The following is a 17,786-nucleotide window of genomic DNA, read 5'->3' as shown; positions in this document are numbered from 1 at the left end:
AAAGAACACATGAAACGTAATCTTATTGATGCTAGTCAGTTAGAGTTAGAAGATAAAGTAGTATCAATCAAGCGTGTTACCAAGGTTGTTAAAGGTGGTCGTAACTTCCGTTTCACAGCTTTAGTTGTTGTAGGTGACGGCAATGGACACGTTGGTGCAGGTTTAGGAAAAGCAGCAGAAATTCCGGAGGCGATCCGCAAAGGTAAAGAGGACGCTATGAAGAAACTTGTTACTGTTGCAAGAGACGAGAACAATTCCATTACACATGACTTCATCGGAAAATTCGGAAGCGCTGAGATGCTTCTGAAGAGAGCTCCGGAAGGTACTGGAGTTATCGCCGGTGGCCCGGCACGTGCCGTAATCGAGCTTGCTGGTATCAAAAACATCCGTACAAAATGTATGGGTTCCAGAAATAAACAGAACGTAGTTCTGGCAACAATCGCAGGCCTGAGCCAGTTAAAGACTCCGGAAGAGGTTGCAAAGCTCCGCGGAAAATCTGTAGATGAGATTCTGGGTTAAGGAGGAAATGGAAATGGCAGATACAATCAAGGTTACACTGGTAAAATCTCCAATCGGTGCAGTACCGAAGCACAAAAAGACTGTAAAAGCTATGGGTCTTACAAAGATGCATAAAACAGTTGAGATGCCAGACAACGCTGCAACTAGAGGAATGATTCAGCAGGTGCAGCACCTGGTAAAAGTAGAAGATTAAGGAGGTGCCAGAATGGAATTATCAAACTTAAGACCCGCAGAGGGTTCCAAGCATAGCGATAACTTCAGAAGAGGCCGTGGACATGGTTCAGGAAACGGCAAAACTGCTGGTAAAGGACATAAAGGACAGCTTGCTCGTTCCGGCCACAAGAAACCGGGATTCGAGGGAGGTCAGATGCCTTTATACAGACGTCTTCCTAAGAGAGGTTTCACTAACAGAAACTCTAAAGAAATTATCGCAATCAATGTAGACGTTCTCAATCGTTTTGAGGATGGCGCAGAGGTTACAGTTGACAGCTTACTTGCAAGCGGTGCAATCTCCAAGGCTGGTGATGGTGTTAAGATCCTTGGAAACGGCGAGCTTACAAAAAAACTCAATGTTAAAGTAAACGCTGTCAGCGAGACTGCAAAAACAAAAATTGAAGCTGCTGGTGGTACAGTAGAGGTGATCTAATGTTTGAGACTCTTAAGAGTGTTTTCAAAGTAAAGGAAATGAGAAGGAAACTTCTCTATCTGATCTGGATGATATTCGTGATCAGAATTGGATCCCAGCTTCCTGTACCGGGGGTCGACAGTGACTTCTTTAAGCAGTGGTTTGAATCTAATACCGGTGACGCATTCAATTTCTTTGATGCGTTCACCGGCGGTTCCTTTACTCAGATGTCAATTTTTGCATTGAACATCACACCTTACATTACTTCTTCCATTATCATTCAGCTTCTTACCATTGCTATTCCGGCACTGGAAGAGATGCAGCGTGACGGAGAAGAAGGAAGAAAAAAGCTTACAGCAATCACACGTTATGTAACGGTCGGTCTTGCTCTGTTTGAGTCTGTTGCCATGGCAATCGGATTCGGACGTCAGGGTATGATCCCGGATATGAATTTCCTGAAGGGAATCGTGGTTGTTGCAAGTTTAACAGCGGGTTCCGCAATGCTTATGTGGCTGGGCGAGCGTATTACAGAGAAGGGCATCGGAAATGGTATTTCCATTGTCCTGACTATCAATATCGTGTCCAGGATCCCGAGCGATATATCCCTTCTTTATGAGAACTTCGTCAAGGGCAAAACAATTGCAAAAGGAATGCTTGCAGCCTGCATCATCGCTGTGATCATCCTGGTTGTTGTAGTGCTCGTACTTATCCTCAACGGAGCAGAGAGAAGAATTCCGGTTCAGTATTCCAAGAAGATGGTTGGACGTAAAATGATGGGCGGTCAGTCCACAAACATCCCGCTTAAAGTAAATACTGCCGGCGTTATTCCGGTTATTTTTGCTTCCTCCATTATGTCTTTCCCGTCAATCATTGCACAGTTCGCTGGCAAAGGAAACGGAACAGGCATTGGAAGTGAGATCTTAAGAGGACTTTCCTCCAATAACTGGTGTAATCCAAGTCAGATCCAGTACAGCTGGGGTCTGATCCTGTATGTGGTACTTTGCGTATTCTTCGCATACTTCTATACATCCATTACCTTTAATCCGTTGGAAGTAGCCGATAATATCAAAAAGCAGGGCGGTTTTATCCCAGGCATCCGTCCGGGAAAACCGACTTCAGATTATTTGACTAAAATCCTGAATTATATTATATTTATAGGTGCAGTAGGTCTTGTTATCGTGGCCGTAATCCCGTTCTTCTTCAACGGTGTGTTCGGTGCGAATGTTTCCTTCGGCGGTACATCTATCATCATCATCGTAGGTGTTATCCTGGAGACCGTTAAGCAGGTGGAATCACAGCTGCTTGTACGTAATTACAAAGGCTTCCTGAACTAATTGAAAATGAAGGTTGCGGTGCGAAAGTGTCGCAGCCTTGATTTGTAAACAGGACTGTCTGAAAATCAGGCAGAAAACAGGAAAATGGAGGGTATGCTATGAGAATTATTATGTTGGGTGCACCGGGGGCAGGCAAAGGTACTCAGGCTAAGAAAATTGCGGCGAAATATGGAATTCCGCACATCTCCACAGGAGATATTTTCCGTGCCAACATCAAGAACGGTACTGAGCTTGGAAAAAAAGCAAAAACTTACATGGATCAGGGACTTCTCGTTCCGGATGAACTGACCTGTGACCTTGTTGTTGACAGAATCCAGCAGGATGACGCAAGAGAAGGTTATGTTCTGGATGGTTTCCCGAGAACAATTCCGCAGGCAGAATGTCTGACAGAAGCTCTGAATAAACTTGGAAGCAAAATTGACTATGCAATCGATGTGGATGTGCCGGATGATAACATCGTGAAACGTATGGGTGGACGCCGTGCATGTGTGAAATGTGGTGCAACTTATCACGTTGTATTTGCAGCACCGAAGACAGAAGGTGTCTGCGATACCTGTGGTGACAAGCTTGTACTCCGTGACGATGACAAGCCGGAGACAGTCCAGAAACGTCTGAATGTTTATCATGAGCAGACACAGCCATTGATTGACTATTACACCACACAGGGTGTTTTGAAGACGGTAGACGGAACCAGGGACCTGAATGAGGTATTCCAGGAGATCGTTGACATCTTAGGAGAATAAGAATGTCCGTAACAATTAAGACACAGCATGAAATAGAACTTATGAGAGAATCCGGCCATCTTCTTGAGAAGGTGCACGACGGTTTGATCCCTTACATCAAACCAGGTGTCAGCACCAAGGAGATTGATAAGATCGGTGAAGAAATGATCCGGTCTATGGGCTGTATTCCGAACTTTCTGAATTACGGAGGTTTTCCGGCTTCTTTCTGTATCAGCCTGAATGACGAGGTTGTGCATGGAATTCCATCCGAGGAGAAGATTATCCAGGACGGGGATCTGGTTAAGATCGACGCCGGCCTGATTTATAAGGGCTACCATTCTGACGCAGCACGTACCTATGCGGTAGGTGAAGTATCCAAAGAAGCACAGCAGCTCATTAAGGTTACAAGAGAGTGCTTTTTTGAAGGACTGAAAATGGCAAAAGCCGGAAATCATTTAAATGATATTTCCAAAGCCATCGGAGCCCACGCAGCGAAATACCGTTACGGTATTGTACGTGACCTTGTAGGACATGGAATCGGAACTCATCTTCATGAGGATCCGCAGATTCCAAACTTCCCGCAGAAGCGCAGGGGCATCAAGCTCCTTCCGGGAATGACCCTGGCCGTCGAGCCCATGATCAACCTTGGTCGTGCGGACGTGGCATGGCTGGACGATGAGTGGACAGTAGTAACCATGGATGGTTCACTTTCCGCACATTATGAAAATACGATCCTCATCACCGATGGGGAACCAGAGATTCTGACGCTTACGAATCTGTAAGCAGCAATTGTTGTCATGACATAGGAGGTAAAAAATGTCAAAAGCAGATGTGATCGAAGTAGAAGGCACTGTTCTGGAGAAACTGCCTAACGCGATGTTTAAAGTAGAACTGGAAAACAAACATGTGGTACTTGCCCATATCAGCGGTAAGCTCCGTATGAACTTCATCCGTATTCTCCCGGGAGATAAAGTAACGATCGAACTTTCTCCGTATGATCTTTCCAAGGGAAGAATCATCTGGAGAGATAAATAAGAAATTCTGTAAAGGGCCTGGCGGTTTTAAACTGCTGGGTCTTTTTTTATGCCTTTTTCCGGGGAAAAGATCTCAAAGTGGACTTTATCGCTCACACGTTTTTCACGCTTTAAACATAAAGTGAACAGATTTTGCTGATATAGTATGAGCATACAAGAAAGAGAGAGGTGTTCATATGAAGAAAAAATATCTTGCAGCAATCTTAGGCGTTATGATAGCAACAACATCTGTTACCGCATGCGGGGCAGCGACAACAGAGACAACAACGAATACAACGGAAAGTTCAGAGAATAAAGAGACAGAAGATACAAAGGCAGAGAGTGAAGAAAGCGCAGACGACAGTGACAGCAGCGCAGATGCGGATAAAGAGGATTCTGATGAGGAAGATGTGACCTACGGTGAAGTAAAATCTGTGGAAGACGGAAAGATCACCATCGCAGTTGGAACGATGAAAGAAATGGGCGGAAATGGTGGTACCCCAGGCGGAGATCAGGGAGAAGCGCCTTCCATGCTGGATCTGACCGGAAATGAGATGACAGTCACAGTAACAGACGATACAGTGATCACAAAAGAAAGCGCCGGAGATCCAGGCGGAGCCCCAGGAGAAAATCAGGGAGAAGCCCAGGAGAAACCGGACGGTGACAGCACAGATGGAAATGGTCAGGGAGAAGCCCCTGAGAAGCCAGACGGAGATAATGGAAATGGTCAGGCCCCAGGCGGTGATCAGGGCGGTGCGCCGGACGGCAATAATTCCCAGAGTAAGACCATCGAACTCTCAGACATCCAGGAAGGTGACATCGTAGCCATCACCACAGACGATGATGGAAACGCCCTTACTATTAAAGTACAGAGCTCAGACATGGGCGGCGGCCAGGGAGGACCTGGTGGAGCACCTGGCGGACAGTCACAGGGAGTAGACAGCTATGATGCAGCCAATACGTACGATTCTGATACAGAGGTATCCGATACATCCCTGGAATCCACCGGAACAGACGAGAATGCGGCACTTGTTTCCTCAGGTGCAAATGTAACGTTCGATAATGTAGATATCACAAGAAATTACTCCGACAGTACAGGCGGCGACAACTCCAGCTTTTATGGCGTAGGAGCAGCACTTCTTGCAACAGACGGAAATGCCTATGTAAAAGGCGGAACCGTAACCACTGATGCAGCCGGCGGAGCAGGACTTTTTGCCTACGGCGACGGAACCGTTTATGCGGCAGATACTACCATCAAGACAACACAGGATACTTCCGGTGGGATCCACGCAGCTGGCGGCGGTAAATTATACGCCTGGGATCTGAATGTGGAGACAGACGGAGAATCTGCAGCAGCCATCCGAAGCGACCGTGGCGGCGGAACCATGGTCGTAGACGGCGGAACTTACACATCCAACGGTGTCGGATCACCGGCAGTATACTGCACCGCAGATATTGCAGTAAAAGATGCCACACTTACAGCAAACGGATCAGAAGCCGTGTGCATCGAAGGACTGAACTCCCTGCATCTTTTTAACTGCGACCTTACGGGAAATATGAGCGACTTAAGTCAGAATGACAGTACCTGGACCGTAATTCTCTATCAGAGTATGTCCGGTGATTCTGAAGTAGGAAACAGCACTTTCCAGATGGACGGCGGAACACTTACTTCCCAGAACGGCGGCGTGTTCTACACAACCAACACAGAGAGTGATATTACACTGAAAGATGTAGATATCACATACAACAATGACAATGAGTATTTCCTTCGCTGTACAGGAAATAACAACGAAAGAGGCTGGGGCGAAAGCGGAGCTAACGGAGCAGACTGCGACTTTACAGCGATCAGCCAGGATATGGAAGGCAGTGTGATCTGGGATACCATCAGCCAGCTTGATTTCTATATGACAGATGGAAGTAACCTGACAGGAGCTATCATAGACGATGAGAGTTTTGCAGGCAACGGCGGAGACGGTTACTGCAACGTATATGTCAGTGACGACTCTACCTGGACAGTGACCGGTGACAGCACTGTATCCACACTTTCCAATGCAGGAACTATCGTGGATGACTCCGGAAAAACGGTCACAATCAAAGGAACAGACGGAACTGTATATGTAGAAGGCGACAGCGATTACAACATCACCGTAGATAAATACGAAGATACCGCAGATACTTCAGGCAGCGATACCGTTGCCTCCTGGTCTGATTATGAAGTGGAGAAACCAGATACCCTCTAAAAAAGAACATCCCTTTTGCAAAAATATAAATGAAAAGAATCCCGCGGAAACGTTTAAAACCGTTTCCGCGGGATTCTTTTATGTAGTCCATTCTGTAAATTTCAGCGTTTTATCATCCGATACCGCCAAGCACGATACCAAGGATCAGCACCAGGAAGCATACCGGAATATAAAGATATTTACACACCGGGTAAAAATATTTCGTAAATGGTTTTTCGCGGCCTTTGTTGATCTGGCTCTCTACATATTTTTTGCCAAATACCCAGAAGAACATGATCCCTGCAAGTCCTGCCCCAAGAGGACAGATATAGATGGAAAGCACATCCATCCAGTCAGAGACGATGCCCTGAATCAGAAGAGAAACCACGACTCCGATAGCTGCGATCACTATACAGGAAGGGATACGGCCAAGGCCTGTTTTTTCCTGAACCGTGGCGATGGGGGCCTCATAAAGGTTCATAAGGGAAGTCATGCCTGCAAGGAAAACGGCTACGAAGAAGATAATGGCGATGATCCGTCCGCCAGGCATGGTTTTGATCAGGTGCGGCAGGTAGATGAACAGAAGTCCGGGACCGCCCTGGTCAAGCTTGGCACCTGTGGTAGCCATGGCCGGAATGATAACAAGTGCTGCCAGCATAGCAGCCAGAGTATCAAAAAGTGCTACCCTTGCAGCAGATGCAGGGATATCTTCGCTGTCTGGAAGATAAGATCCGTAGATCAGTGTACCGTTGCCTGCAACAGACAGGGAGAAAAATGCCTGTCCAAGTGCGAAGATCCAGGTGGAAGGCTTTGCCAGAATTTCCGGCTCCACGCGGAAGATATAGCGGTATCCGGCAGCAGCTCCCGGCTGAAAGGCAACATAGATGCCAAGGATCACAAACAGTATAAAGAAGATAGGCATCATCACTTTATTGGCCTTTTCGATGCCGCTTCCAACGCCGTACATCAGGATAAACATGCAGATCACAAGAGCAGCCAGCTGCCAGAGATTATTTCCCCAGGCAGAGGCCATGCCTCCGAATTTGGCGCCAAAGGACTCAATATTTGCCGGTGCCAGGGTAGATCCTGTAAAGGTTCCGAGCATATATCGGAAGATCCATCCCATAACAACCGTATAACCGATAGCCATGGCCAGTGCACCGATCACCGGTATCCAGCCCAGTGTTTCGCCCAGCCTTCGTTTGCCTCTGGTTTCACAGGCCATGCCGAAGGCGTCGATGGGTCCGGAACGTGTCCCACGGCCAAAGCTCATCTCACCGATCACCCCGGTAAAGCCGATCAGTGCCACAAAAATAAAATATGGGATCAGGAACGATCCCCCGCCATACAGGGAAACTCTGGTGGGAAACATCCAGATATTTCCCATTCCAACCGCAGACCCGATGCAGGCCAGAATGAACCCCCAGCGGCTGTTAAAAGATTCTCGTTTTTTCATAAAAATAAAATTTCCTCTCTCCGTTGATCGTTTCAGTATAACATAATTTTGGAAAATAGGAAACTGCAGCATCTATACAGATCTAGGTATCTATACAGATCTAGACGGATATTTGTGAGCCACATTTGTCACCTGCTCATAACCGTATAGCTGCGAAGCAGTTATGAGCCGGGCTCATCGGCGCAGGGCATTATCATAAAAACGAAAATGATCCGGTCTGTGCCGTGACTGGGTATACTCAAACATCACACCGTCACTGTTATAAGTCTGGCTGGACACTACAGCCACGCAGTTATAATCCTTCACATTCAGATGAAGATATTTTTCATCAATTTCTGTAACCTTTTCCACAGTCATGACACGTTTGCTGTTGACAATGGTCATATGAAGCACCTTTTCCAGATATTCATAGATAGAATGACTGGCAATCTCGGCAGTAAGGCCGGGAACGGATTCCTTCAGAAAATAATTATGGTTGATGATCAGCGGGATATCTTCAAGATAATGGATACGCTGAATATAATATACTTCTGCACCAGCGGGAAATCCTGTGTAAGCAGACTGCTTTTTGCTGATACAAAGCTCTGTAAAAAGAGCCACCTCCGTATGGGCATTCTGACCGTTCCTTGCAGCAGATTCCTTGAAGGTTTCGATCTCTCCGATGGTGAAAGCAGTCTGCTCGTTTGGACGGTAGATATTGCGGACACCTTTTCCCTGCATGGTCTGTACATAGCCGTCACTGACAAGAAGACTGACCGCACGGCGCAGGGTATTGCGGGAGCAGCCGTAAGTCTGGATCAGAGTGTTTTCGGAAGGCAGAAGCTCCTGATAGGCAAAGGTGTTGTCCTCTATTTTCATTTTCAGATCTTTATAGATATCTTCGTAAATACTTTTGGGCATTTCAATTCTCCATTCATGTTCGGTCAAAAATATATAGCAGGATTTATGATCTCTGGAATAATTATAAAAGATTTTCCCGGTAAGCGCAATGTAAATACTACGGAATGTTTAAACAAGTTGCAGAACATATTGATATGTTATGAGGATAGTATGAGAAATATAGATGAAATCAATTTGCGGCCATTCAAAATCATGATACTGGATTTCGAACGTATATAAGCTGTAAGCGCCAGAGGGGCTTATGCGTAAACAAAAAAGGAAATGTGACAGTGTAAAAACAGATCACATTTCCTCTTATTTTATCAAAGCTAAAATAAAGTCAGGCCTCTTTTTTCTTATAGGAAAGATTCCTGAGGCTGCTGCCGTCAGAAGCTGTGCTTCGGGTAACTGCCGGTGTATCGGCTGCGGTATTCCGGTCTGCACTGATCAGCCATACAGCATAGAAGGCAGGAACCAGACAGAGCCATACGCCTGAGAGACCGCAGGTCATATACAGGATCAGAGACAAAGCTGCACCTGTATGAAAAGAAAGCAGCGTCATTCCGTAGAATTTTGCTTTATCGCACTGTGCGCTGTCCTTTTTCATAAGGAACTGAGTGACAGCTGTGGTGAACTGGCGAAGGTTGTTGGTGGAAAAGATCGTGGAGCTGTTATATCCGCCGGGAGCCTTGAAGGTACACCACTGGAAAGGCATTGCAAAGAACACGGGGTAAAGAGCCACAACCGGAGACATTCCGGAAGGAAAGAATCCCAGGAGCAGGATCGCAAAGATATCGATCCCGATACTGATAAAACGAAGATCTGCGGAAAAATGCTCTGGGATCCAGACCGTAAGGATAACAGCAGCCATATATATGAGAAGCGCACCCACACGCAGAAGCATATCCGAAAAATTCCTGCCTATGAGATCCCGCACAACACCAAGAAGATTGGCTGTCTGGGCATTGCCGAAAAGATCAGCTCTTGACACAATGGCATAAAGCCCCAGGTATCCACCGATAAAAGATAAGGTGTAATGTATCAGAAAACGATATTTCATTTCCGTATGCATATGTAAAGATTCCTTTCATTAAAATAGGCAGATTCCATATGTCTGCCGGACTTTGCCACCCATTATAATACAGCCTGTAAAAAAAATCAAAAATTTTTAAAATTTTTTCTTGCATTTCAGGAAAACAGGTGTTAGTATATATTTCAAGCGCGCAAATACTGTGTATGAGTGCGCCTGTGAAACTGCAGATATGAGACTAATTTACGGAAGGAGGATTTCCAGTGAAAGTAAGATCATCTGTAAAGCCGATCTGCGAGAAGTGCAAGGTCATTAAGAGAAAGGGATCCATCAGAATCATCTGTGAGAACCCGAAGCACAAACAGCGTCAGGGTTGATTTCCATATCGGAACTTCTTTGGAATGTTTGTGAAACGTGCGGCTGCAGTATGAAACACCCGGAAGGGTTGTTCTGCTGAGTGAATAATAAGCATGTATTGCCTAATACCGAGAGGCAACAGCGGTTAAGATCCGCAATTTCGGAAAGGCTGTGATTCGCCAATTACAGCTGGGTGTTTTACCGAGGCACCCCAATTAGGAAACTAGAAAAGAAAGCGGCAGGTTGATATGTCCCATTTCACCTTGCGAGAGCAAGTGACATACGATATGCAGGACTTTCAGAAACAGAAAATGGAGGAAACAGTACATGGCTCGTATAGCTGGTGTAGACTTACCAAGAGAGAAACGTATTGAAATCGGTCTTACCTACATTTATGGAATTGGTAGACCAAGCGCAGACAAAATTCTTGCTAAAGCAGAGGTTAATCCTGACACACGTGTCAGAGATCTGACTGATGACGAGGTTAAGAGACTGAGCGCTGTTATTGATGAGACAATGACAGTAGAAGGTGATCTGAGAAGGGAAATCGCCCTTAACATCAAGAGACTGCAGGAGATCGGATGCTACAGAGGTATCCGTCATCGTAAAGGACTCCCGGTTCGTGGTCAGAAGACTAAGACAAATGCGAGAACTCGCAAGGGACCGAAGAGAACAGTTGCAAACAAGAAGAAATAATTTATAGATATAACTAATTAATTTCAAAAAAAGGAAAGTGTAGGTTAGTTTTAAAATGGCAAAAGTTACAAAGAAAACGACAAAACGTCGTGTCAAGAAAAACGTTGAACACGGACAGGCACACATTCAGTCTTCCTTCAACAATACAATCGTTACACTGACAGATAACGAAGGAAACGCTCTTTCATGGGCAAGTGCCGGTGGTCTTGGATTTAAAGGTTCAAGGAAATCTACCCCTTATGCAGCACAGATGGCAGCAGAGACTGCAACAAAAGCTGCTTTAATTCATGGATTAAAAACAGTAGACGTTATGGTAAAAGGCCCGGGCTCAGGCCGTGAAGCAGCAATCCGTGCGCTTCAGGCATGCGGACTTGAAGTAACCAGCATTCGTGACGTAACTCCGGTTCCTCACAACGGATGCCGTCCACCAAAACGCAGAAGAGTCTAATTAGGAGGTAGTTGAAATGGCAGTAAATAGAGTACCTGTTCTGAAAAGATGCAGATCCCTTGGCCTGGATCCGATCTACTTAGGAATTGATAAAAAGTCCACAAGACAGTTAAAACGTGCAAACCGTAAAGTATCTGAGTACGGACTTCAGTTAAAAGAGAAACAGAAAGCAAAATTCATCTACGGAGTTCTTGAGAAACCTTTCCGTAACTACTACAAGAAAGCCGACAGAATGCAGGGCCAGACAGGTGAGAACCTTATGGTTATGCTTGAGAGCAGACTTGACAACATCGTTTTCCGTATGGGATTCGCTAGAACAAGAAGAGAGGCTCGTCAGATCGTAGATCACAAGCACGTACTTGTTAACGGAAAATGCGTAAACATTCCGTCCTATCTCTGCAAAGCAGGCGATACAATCGAGATCAGAGAGAAGAGCAAAGGTTCTGAGAGATATAAAGGAATCCTTGAGGTTACAGGTGGAAGACTTGTTCCGGAGTGGATCGACGCTGATCAGGAGAACCTGAAGGGTGTAATTAAAGAGCTTCCTACAAGAGAGCAGATCGATGTTCCTGTAAACGAGATGCTTATCGTCGAGCTGTATTCTAAATAATTAGTAACTGTTTACTGTGTCTACAGTTATAAAAATTGGTAATACCCTCGAATGTTGATTAACCCAGAAGGAGGGAACCTTATAGTGTTTGATTTCAATAAACCAAAAATCGAAATTACCGAAATATCCGAAGATAAGAAGTTTGGAAGATTCGTTGTAGAGCCTCTTGAAAGAGGTTACGGTACTACCCTTGGCAATTCTTTAAGAAGAATTATGCTGTCCTCCCTTCCGGGAGCTGCAGTAAGCCAGGTGAAGATCGATGGTGTACTTCATGAATTCAGCTCCATTCCGGGCGTGAAGGAAGATGTAACCGAGATCATCATGAATCTGAAATCTCTTGCCATCAAGAATCACAGCAGTGACAATGAGCCGAAGACCGCATACATCGAGTGTGAGGGCAAAGGTGTTGTTACAGCAGCTGATATCCAGGCAGATCAGGATATTGAGATCATGAACCCGGATCAGGTAATTGCAACCCTGAACGGCGGAAAAGACTGCAGACTGGCCATGGAACTTACCATTACCAAGGGACGTGGTTATATCAGTGCAGACAAAGGCAAAACCGATGACATGCCGATCGGTGTGATCGCAGTTGATGCAATCTACACTCCGGTTGACAGAGTCAACATGATCGTCGAGAATACACGAGTTGGTCAGGTAACTGACTTCGACAAGCTTACACTGGATGTATATACCAATGGAACACTTGATCCGGACGAGGCAGTCAGCCTTGCAGCGAAGGTTCTCAGCGAGCATTTAAGCCTGTTCATTGATCTTTCCGAGAATGCTAAGACCGCAGAGGTTATGATCGAGAAAGAAGACAATGAGAAGGAAAAGGTTCTGGAGATGAGCATTGATGAGCTTGAGCTCTCTGTTCGTTCCTACAACTGCCTTAAGAGAGCCGGTATCAATACGGTTGAAGAATTATGCAACAAGACTTCTGACGATATGATGAAGGTTCGTAATCTGGGCCGCAAATCATTAGAGGAAGTACTTGCGAAACTCAAAGAGCTGGGACTTCAGCTCCAGCCTACAGAGGAATAATAATGTTGACGGTTCGCGGTGAATGTCGCGAACCGTAACTGGATAACAGGTTTCGGTACCAGCATGCGTTTAAGACATGCACACCGCCGGAAACAGAATAATGAGTGGGGTGTCAGCAGCAGGGCAGTAAGACCGAACAAGCATGTCCTGGTGTCCCACAGATGGAGGATAATAAAATGGCAAAATATAGAAAATTAAGCAGAACATCTAACCAGAGAAAAGCACTCCTGAGAAATCAGGTTACAAACCTTCTTCATCACGGAAAAATCGTGACAACAGAGGCTAAGGCTAAAGAGATCCGCAAGATCGCTGAGGGACTTATCGCTATGGCTGTACGTGAGAAAGACAATTTCGAGACAGTTACAGTAACAGCTAAGGTTGCTCGTAAAGATGCTGACGGAAAACGTGTAAAAGAAGTCGTAGACGGCAAAAAGAAAACAGTTTACGATGAAGTTCAGAAAGAGATCAAGAAAGATGCTCCTTCCAGACTTCATGCACGTCGTGAGATGATGAAAGTTTTCTATCCTGTAACAGAGGTTCCTGCTAAGGGCGCTGGCAGAAAGAAAAATACAAAAGAAGTTGACATGGTTGACAAGATGTTCAGCGAGATCGCTCCGAAATACGCAGATCGTAACGGTGGTTACACAAGAATCGTTAAGATCGGACAGCGTAAAGGCGATGCAGCAATGGAAGTTCTTATCGAGCTTGTATAATTTACTTCTGACCGATTTAAAGGACATTTGCAGAAATGCAGATGTCCTTTTTTAATATTCCAAAAAACTCGAAAAAATGCATAAATGGTGGGTTTTCGACCATAAATTACATTAAGATATCATAATTTGAATAACAAATCATGGTATAATATATAGAACAAAAAGTAACAATGATGGAGTAAAAGGGGATACATAAATATGACGATGATGACCATTGCCATTTGTGATGATATGCAGGCGGATGCGAGAAGACTTCACAAACAGCTTGAGCGGATCGTTCCAGGGTCAGAAATTCGGATATTTAAAAGCGGCGAGCTTTTATTGGAAGAATTGGAAAAGAAAAGGAAACCTTATGATGCAATCTTTGTGAACATTGATTCAAAGAAAGTAGACGGACTGGAAACAATACGGAAGATACGTGAAAAAGAAATGTCAGTGGCAGTGCTTTTTATGAGTAGAAGCGATGAATATTACAGAAATGCTTTTGACCTGTTTGCATATAACTATTTACTGAAACCTGTAACCGAAGAAACTTTGGAATATGTAATGGAACCACTGAAGAAGCGACTTAGCGACGGGAATGATGAGCGGGTGATCCATTTTCAGTATCGTGCCCGTGTGTATACTTTACGCTACAGTCAGGTTAGCTATATTACCAGTAGTCTCCATATCGTGAATTTCCATAGGACAGACGGAAGTATACTCCAGTGCAGAGGTAAGCTGAAAGACTTCGAAAAACAGCTTGACGACGGTACATTTTTGCGGTGTCATCAGAGCTTTATAGTAAATATGGAACGGGTCACAGGAGCTGAAAATGACAGCTTCCATATCGGAGAGCATGTAATACCGATCTCCCGATCCTATAATCGGAATGCACACGAGAAATATGATGAATATCTGAGGCTTCAGCAGGAATATGACGAGGAAGAAGAGGATTAACTTGATTATTATCCTTTTTTAGCGTACAATCGGTAATGTATGAAATACGACTACACGTATGCGAAAGGATGATAAACATGGTCGGTGGGACTTTTGGTATTACCGGACAGAAACAATATAGGAATGATTTGGGACAGGTTCCCGGATATGATAAATTTGCAGAAGATAAAAAGGAAAGCAGCGAGGAAATGTTTTCCTTTACGTCTTGTGCATTTTTTTGTTGCCTGAGATGATGCGACGTTTTATACTGACATTGGAAATACTGTTTGTATCACTTTTTCTTCTGGGAGGTAGTTTCACGGAAACAGAAACTGCCCGGAATACATCAGGAGGATTTAGCTGGAAGGACTACAGGACCATTGCACATGCTCTGGGAGGTATGGACGGAAAGGATTACCTGAATTCCAGAGAGGGATTTCTGTTCATGTATGAACAGGGAGTTCGTCTTTTTGAATTGGATCTTTCCAGGACATCCGATGGAGTATGGGTCTGCAGGCATAACTGGAACGATTCCATGGGACAGTGGGATGGCAACGGAAAAAAAGTCCTTACAGAAAAGGAATTCAGACAAAGTAAAATATATGGGAAATACACCCCCATGACACTGGAGGATTTTTTCCTTCTTCTGAAAGATTATCCGGATGCATATGTGCTGATCGATTCCAAACAGTATTCTCTTCGCAATTATCAGAGAACACTGGAGGATTACAGTGATTATGTGGAAATCGCCAGGAATGCAGGTGCCGGTGAGACGCTGGATCGGATCATTCCGGAAATCTACAATGAAGCAATGTTTCCCGGAACGGCCATGCTCTATTCTTTTCCTTCCTATGTATATTCACTGTGGCAGGAGTATTCTGTGGAAGAGCTGGAGTATATTGCATCCTTCTGTAAAGAAAAGGGAATTCCGGCAGCAACAGTATACTGGGAGTATTGGTCAGAAGAAACGGAGAAGATCTTTGAAAAAAACGGGATCAGTCTGTATGTTTATACGGTTAATGACCGTGACCAGGCCAGAAGATACATTTCGCAGGGAGCAGAAGGAATCTGTACCGATTTCCTGACAGCGGAAGATCTGTGGTAAGAGAAATAAAAACAAAGGAATCAGAAGATTATGAAAATAAGAACAACCATTGCTGTGATGGCAGCAAAGATCACAGGACATGTCTGTAAGCTTATGGGCCGGCAGGGTGTGACCTGGGCCGGTAAGGTCGCGATGAAGATCTGTCCGGATATCCTGGAAGAGCTTTCTTCTCAGGTAAGAGAAAAAATATTTGTAGTATGCGGAACCAACGGAAAGACCACAACCAATAACATGCTGTGCGCAGGCCTTGAGGCAGAGGGAAAAAAGGTCATCTGCAATCATACCGGTTCCAACATGCTCAACGGAGTTGTGGCAGCCTTTGTATTGGGGGCAAAATTCAGCGGAAAACTGGATGCGGATTATGCTTGTATCGAGGTGGATGAGGCATCCACAAGACATGTGTTCACAAGGATCAGACCGGATTATATGGTTATGACCAATCTGTTCCGTGATCAGCTGGACCGTTATGGCGAGATCGATATCACTATGAATATCCTGGAAGAAATGATGAAAAAGGTTCCGGATATGAAGGTCATTGTCAATGGTGATGATGCATTGTCTGCATATCTTGCCATGGACTGCGGAAATCCTTTTGTAACCTACGGGATCAGCAAACCGGTGATCGAGAACAAAACAAACGAGATCCGTGAGGGCCGGTTCTGTAAGTGCTGTGGAGAAAGGCTGATCTACAGCTTCTATCATTACAGTCAGCTGGGAGACTACAGATGTCCGAAATGCGGCTTTAAACGTCCGGAGATCGACTTTGATGCCACAGATGTGAAGGTGGATGATCAGATTGCCTTTACAGTGGAGGATAAACGGATCGTGGCCAATTATAAGGGATTCTATAATGTGTATAATATTCTGGCTGCCTATGCGGGAATTCGTACCGCAGGCTTTAAGGCGGAGCATTTTAATGAGATGCTCCGGAAGTTTAATCCGGAAAACGGACGCAATGAACAGTTTCGGATCAAGGGCACCAGTGTTGTTCTGAATCTTGCCAAGAATCCGGCCGGTTTTAACCAGAACATTTCAGCTGTGATGCAGGACGGATCACCAAAGGATATCATCATTGTGATCAATGATAATGCACAGGATGGAAAAGATATCTCCTGGCTTTGGGATGTGGATTTTGATCTTTTCGGAGGGGACAATATCAATTCCATCACAGTCAGTGGTATCCGGTGTCAGGATATGCGCCTCCGTCTGAAATATGTGGATATCCCGTCCATACTGGAAAATGATGTGGAGACAGCCATCCGCAAACGAATCGGGGATGGATGCGGCAATCTTTATGTACTTGTAAATTATACGGCGCTGTTTGGCACCAGAAATATCCTGAAGAAACTGGAGGGTGAGAAATGAAGATAACGATAGGGCATTTATATCCGGATCTTCTGAACCTTTACGGTGACAGAGGAAATATCCAGTGTCTGATGAAGCGCTGTCTCTGGAGAGGAATCGAGGCAGAAACCATAGCTTATGAACTGGATGACAGAATCGATTTTTCCAAACTGGATATCGTACTTCTTGGCGGTGGCTCCGACAGAGAACAGATGCTGGTATGTGAAAAGCTGAAGGAAATCCAGAAGGATTTCAAGGCGTATGTGGAAGACAATGGAGTTGTGATCGCAATCTGTGGAGGGTATCAGCTCCTTGGAAATTATTATAAGACGGATCAGGGAATGATCGAGGGTCTGAAGCTTGTAGATATGAGCACTGAGCAGGGAAAAGGCCGCCTTATTGGAAACATTGTGATGCAGAGCGATCTTTTTGATATGCCCATCGTAGGTTTTGAAAATCATGGAGGGCGTACCACCATCGGAAACAACAGATCCCTGGGAAAGGTTCTGTCAGGATACGGAAATGACGGACAATCCGGTGAGGAAGGGGTTGTATACAAAAATGTGATCGGTACGTATCTTCACGGACCGCTTCTTCCCAAGAACCCGCAGCTTGCAGATCTTCTGATCAGCCGTGCACTGGAAAAGAAATACGGTAAAAAGATCGAACTTGAGAAACTGGACGACAGCGAGGAACAGGAGGCAAACTCCTATATTTTCCATCGCTTTGTAAAAAACGAAGGATAAGAGGACAG

Annotated in this window: 21 protein-coding genes; 18 read left to right on the top strand and 3 right to left on the bottom strand. The window is 45.0% G+C overall.

The annotated features are described in order from the left end of the window. The first annotated feature begins 9 nt into the window (after positions 1-9). The 8 genes from rpsE (at position 10) to DWW77_RS09685 (ending at position 6,453) form a co-directional block, all read left to right on the top strand. Positions 10-519 (top strand): 30S ribosomal protein S5, encoded by a 510-nt coding sequence (gene rpsE, locus DWW77_RS09720; RefSeq protein ID WP_015526931.1) that lies wholly within the window; start codon positions 10-12, stop codon positions 517-519. 13 nt (positions 520-532) lie between these two features. Then, a complete protein-coding gene (gene rpmD / locus DWW77_RS09715; protein WP_015526932.1) occupies positions 533-712 on the top strand; it encodes a 50S ribosomal protein L30 in 180 nt (59 codons plus the stop codon). Between the two features lie 12 nt (positions 713-724). Continuing rightward, the gene (gene rplO, locus DWW77_RS09710; RefSeq protein WP_118608610.1) at positions 725-1,165 is read left to right on the top strand and encodes a 50S ribosomal protein L15; all 441 of its coding nucleotides are present in this window, start codon (positions 725-727) and stop codon (positions 1,163-1,165) included. After that, a complete protein-coding gene (secY, locus tag DWW77_RS09705) occupies positions 1,165-2,478 on the top strand; it encodes a preprotein translocase subunit SecY (RefSeq protein ID WP_118608609.1) in 1,314 nt (437 codons plus the stop codon). Before rplO ends, secY begins: the two co-directional genes overlap by 1 nt. A gap of 98 nt (positions 2,479-2,576) precedes the next feature. Beyond that, the gene (locus tag DWW77_RS09700; protein ID WP_118608608.1) at positions 2,577-3,221 is read left to right on the top strand and encodes an adenylate kinase; all 645 of its coding nucleotides are present in this window, start codon (positions 2,577-2,579) and stop codon (positions 3,219-3,221) included. Positions 3,222-3,223: 2 nt separating this feature from the next. Continuing rightward, the gene (map, locus tag DWW77_RS09695) at positions 3,224-3,982 is read left to right on the top strand and encodes a type I methionyl aminopeptidase (RefSeq protein ID WP_021975812.1); all 759 of its coding nucleotides are present in this window, start codon (positions 3,224-3,226) and stop codon (positions 3,980-3,982) included. 34 nt (positions 3,983-4,016) lie between these two features. Continuing rightward, positions 4,017-4,235 (top strand): translation initiation factor IF-1, encoded by a 219-nt coding sequence (gene infA / locus DWW77_RS09690; RefSeq protein WP_005428560.1) that lies wholly within the window; start codon positions 4,017-4,019, stop codon positions 4,233-4,235. Positions 4,236-4,410: 175 nt separating this feature from the next. After that, positions 4,411-6,453 carry an autotransporter outer membrane beta-barrel domain-containing protein gene (locus DWW77_RS09685; protein ID WP_118608607.1) on the top strand — a complete coding sequence of 681 codons (2,043 nt, stop codon included), beginning with the start codon at positions 4,411-4,413 and terminating at the stop codon, positions 6,451-6,453. Between the two features lie 112 nt (positions 6,454-6,565). On the opposite strand, the gene DWW77_RS09680 is transcribed toward DWW77_RS09685, so the two are convergent. From DWW77_RS09680 to DWW77_RS09670, 3 genes are all read right to left on the bottom strand, one after another. Then, a complete protein-coding gene (locus tag DWW77_RS09680) occupies positions 6,566-7,888 on the bottom strand; it encodes a sodium-dependent transporter (protein WP_118608606.1) in 1,323 nt (440 codons plus the stop codon). A 174-nt stretch (positions 7,889-8,062) separates the two neighbouring features. Then, positions 8,063-8,788 (bottom strand): UTRA domain-containing protein, encoded by a 726-nt coding sequence (locus DWW77_RS09675; RefSeq protein WP_118608605.1) that lies wholly within the window; start codon positions 8,786-8,788, stop codon positions 8,063-8,065. Between the two features lie 319 nt (positions 8,789-9,107). Then, entirely contained in the window at positions 9,108-9,839 is a 732-nt protein-coding gene (locus DWW77_RS09670; protein ID WP_118608604.1) for a YoaK family protein, read from the bottom strand. A 221-nt stretch (positions 9,840-10,060) separates the two neighbouring features. On the opposite strand from DWW77_RS09670, the gene rpmJ reads away from it, so the two are divergent. From rpmJ to DWW77_RS09620, 10 genes are all read left to right on the top strand, one after another. After that, the gene (gene rpmJ, locus DWW77_RS09665) at positions 10,061-10,174 is read left to right on the top strand and encodes a 50S ribosomal protein L36 (RefSeq protein WP_003022746.1); all 114 of its coding nucleotides are present in this window, start codon (positions 10,061-10,063) and stop codon (positions 10,172-10,174) included. A 307-nt stretch (positions 10,175-10,481) separates the two neighbouring features. Further along, positions 10,482-10,850 (top strand): 30S ribosomal protein S13, encoded by a 369-nt coding sequence (rpsM, locus tag DWW77_RS09660; RefSeq protein ID WP_008707282.1) that lies wholly within the window; start codon positions 10,482-10,484, stop codon positions 10,848-10,850. A gap of 55 nt (positions 10,851-10,905) precedes the next feature. Further along, entirely contained in the window at positions 10,906-11,298 is a 393-nt protein-coding gene (gene rpsK / locus DWW77_RS09655; protein WP_015526942.1) for a 30S ribosomal protein S11, read from the top strand. A 16-nt stretch (positions 11,299-11,314) separates the two neighbouring features. Further along, entirely contained in the window at positions 11,315-11,908 is a 594-nt protein-coding gene (gene rpsD / locus DWW77_RS09650) for a 30S ribosomal protein S4 (protein ID WP_021976086.1), read from the top strand. An 84-nt stretch (positions 11,909-11,992) separates the two neighbouring features. After that, positions 11,993-12,952, top strand: coding sequence for a DNA-directed RNA polymerase subunit alpha (locus DWW77_RS09645; protein WP_021976085.1), 960 nt, complete (start codon positions 11,993-11,995; stop codon positions 12,950-12,952). Between the two features lie 176 nt (positions 12,953-13,128). Further along, a complete protein-coding gene (locus DWW77_RS09640; RefSeq protein WP_021976084.1) occupies positions 13,129-13,665 on the top strand; it encodes a bL17 family ribosomal protein in 537 nt (178 codons plus the stop codon). A gap of 198 nt (positions 13,666-13,863) precedes the next feature. After that, positions 13,864-14,604, top strand: a complete 741-nt coding sequence (locus tag DWW77_RS09635; protein WP_092069558.1) for a LytR/AlgR family response regulator transcription factor — start codon at positions 13,864-13,866, stop codon at positions 14,602-14,604. Between the two features lie 379 nt (positions 14,605-14,983). Further along, positions 14,984-15,688, top strand: a complete 705-nt coding sequence (locus tag DWW77_RS09630) for a phosphatidylinositol-specific phospholipase C/glycerophosphodiester phosphodiesterase family protein (RefSeq protein WP_227588377.1) — start codon at positions 14,984-14,986, stop codon at positions 15,686-15,688. Positions 15,689-15,718: 30 nt separating this feature from the next. Then, entirely contained in the window at positions 15,719-17,053 is a 1,335-nt protein-coding gene (locus DWW77_RS09625; RefSeq protein ID WP_118608603.1) for a MurT ligase domain-containing protein, read from the top strand. Next, complete coding sequence (locus DWW77_RS09620) at positions 17,050-17,778, top strand: type 1 glutamine amidotransferase (protein WP_015526951.1); 729 nt, start codon at positions 17,050-17,052, stop codon at positions 17,776-17,778. Before DWW77_RS09625 ends, DWW77_RS09620 begins: the two co-directional genes overlap by 4 nt. The last annotated feature ends 8 nt before the right edge of the window (positions 17,779-17,786 follow it).

Source organism: Ruminococcus sp. AF17-12 (assembly GCF_003479245.1).
GTDB lineage: Bacteria > Bacillota > Clostridia > Lachnospirales > Lachnospiraceae > Blautia_A > Blautia_A fusiformis.
This window is presented reverse-complemented; position numbering and strand designations above follow the sequence as displayed.

What these genes read in the sequence shown, in the direction of transcription:
- rpsE (WP_015526931.1), top strand. Translation starts at nt 10, where the DNA reads ATGAAACGTAATCTTATTGATGCTAGTCAGTTAGAGTTAGAAGATAAA.
- rpmD (WP_015526932.1), top strand. Translation starts at nt 533, where the DNA reads ATGGCAGATACAATCAAGGTTACACTGGTAAAATCTCCAATCGGTGCA.
- rplO (WP_118608610.1), top strand. Translation starts at nt 725, where the DNA reads ATGGAATTATCAAACTTAAGACCCGCAGAGGGTTCCAAGCATAGCGAT.
- secY (WP_118608609.1), top strand. Translation starts at nt 1,165, where the DNA reads ATGTTTGAGACTCTTAAGAGTGTTTTCAAAGTAAAGGAAATGAGAAGG.
- DWW77_RS09700 (WP_118608608.1), top strand. Translation starts at nt 2,577, where the DNA reads ATGAGAATTATTATGTTGGGTGCACCGGGGGCAGGCAAAGGTACTCAG.
- map (WP_021975812.1), top strand. Translation starts at nt 3,224, where the DNA reads ATGTCCGTAACAATTAAGACACAGCATGAAATAGAACTTATGAGAGAA.
- infA (WP_005428560.1), top strand. Translation starts at nt 4,017, where the DNA reads ATGTCAAAAGCAGATGTGATCGAAGTAGAAGGCACTGTTCTGGAGAAA.
- DWW77_RS09685 (WP_118608607.1), top strand. Translation starts at nt 4,411, where the DNA reads ATGAAGAAAAAATATCTTGCAGCAATCTTAGGCGTTATGATAGCAACA.
- DWW77_RS09680 (WP_118608606.1), bottom strand. Translation starts at nt 7,888, where the DNA reads ATGAAAAAACGAGAATCTTTTAACAGCCGCTGGGGGTTCATTCTGGCC.
- DWW77_RS09675 (WP_118608605.1), bottom strand. Translation starts at nt 8,788, where the DNA reads ATGCCCAAAAGTATTTACGAAGATATCTATAAAGATCTGAAAATGAAA.
- DWW77_RS09670 (WP_118608604.1), bottom strand. Translation starts at nt 9,839, where the DNA reads ATGCATACGGAAATGAAATATCGTTTTCTGATACATTACACCTTATCT.
- rpsM (WP_008707282.1), top strand. Translation starts at nt 10,482, where the DNA reads ATGGCTCGTATAGCTGGTGTAGACTTACCAAGAGAGAAACGTATTGAA.
- rpsK (WP_015526942.1), top strand. Translation starts at nt 10,906, where the DNA reads ATGGCAAAAGTTACAAAGAAAACGACAAAACGTCGTGTCAAGAAAAAC.
- rpsD (WP_021976086.1), top strand. Translation starts at nt 11,315, where the DNA reads ATGGCAGTAAATAGAGTACCTGTTCTGAAAAGATGCAGATCCCTTGGC.
- DWW77_RS09640 (WP_021976084.1), top strand. Translation starts at nt 13,129, where the DNA reads ATGGCAAAATATAGAAAATTAAGCAGAACATCTAACCAGAGAAAAGCA.
- DWW77_RS09635 (WP_092069558.1), top strand. Translation starts at nt 13,864, where the DNA reads ATGACGATGATGACCATTGCCATTTGTGATGATATGCAGGCGGATGCG.
- DWW77_RS09630 (WP_227588377.1), top strand. Translation starts at nt 14,984, where the DNA reads ATGGACGGAAAGGATTACCTGAATTCCAGAGAGGGATTTCTGTTCATG.
- DWW77_RS09625 (WP_118608603.1), top strand. Translation starts at nt 15,719, where the DNA reads ATGAAAATAAGAACAACCATTGCTGTGATGGCAGCAAAGATCACAGGA.
- DWW77_RS09620 (WP_015526951.1), top strand. Translation starts at nt 17,050, where the DNA reads ATGAAGATAACGATAGGGCATTTATATCCGGATCTTCTGAACCTTTAC.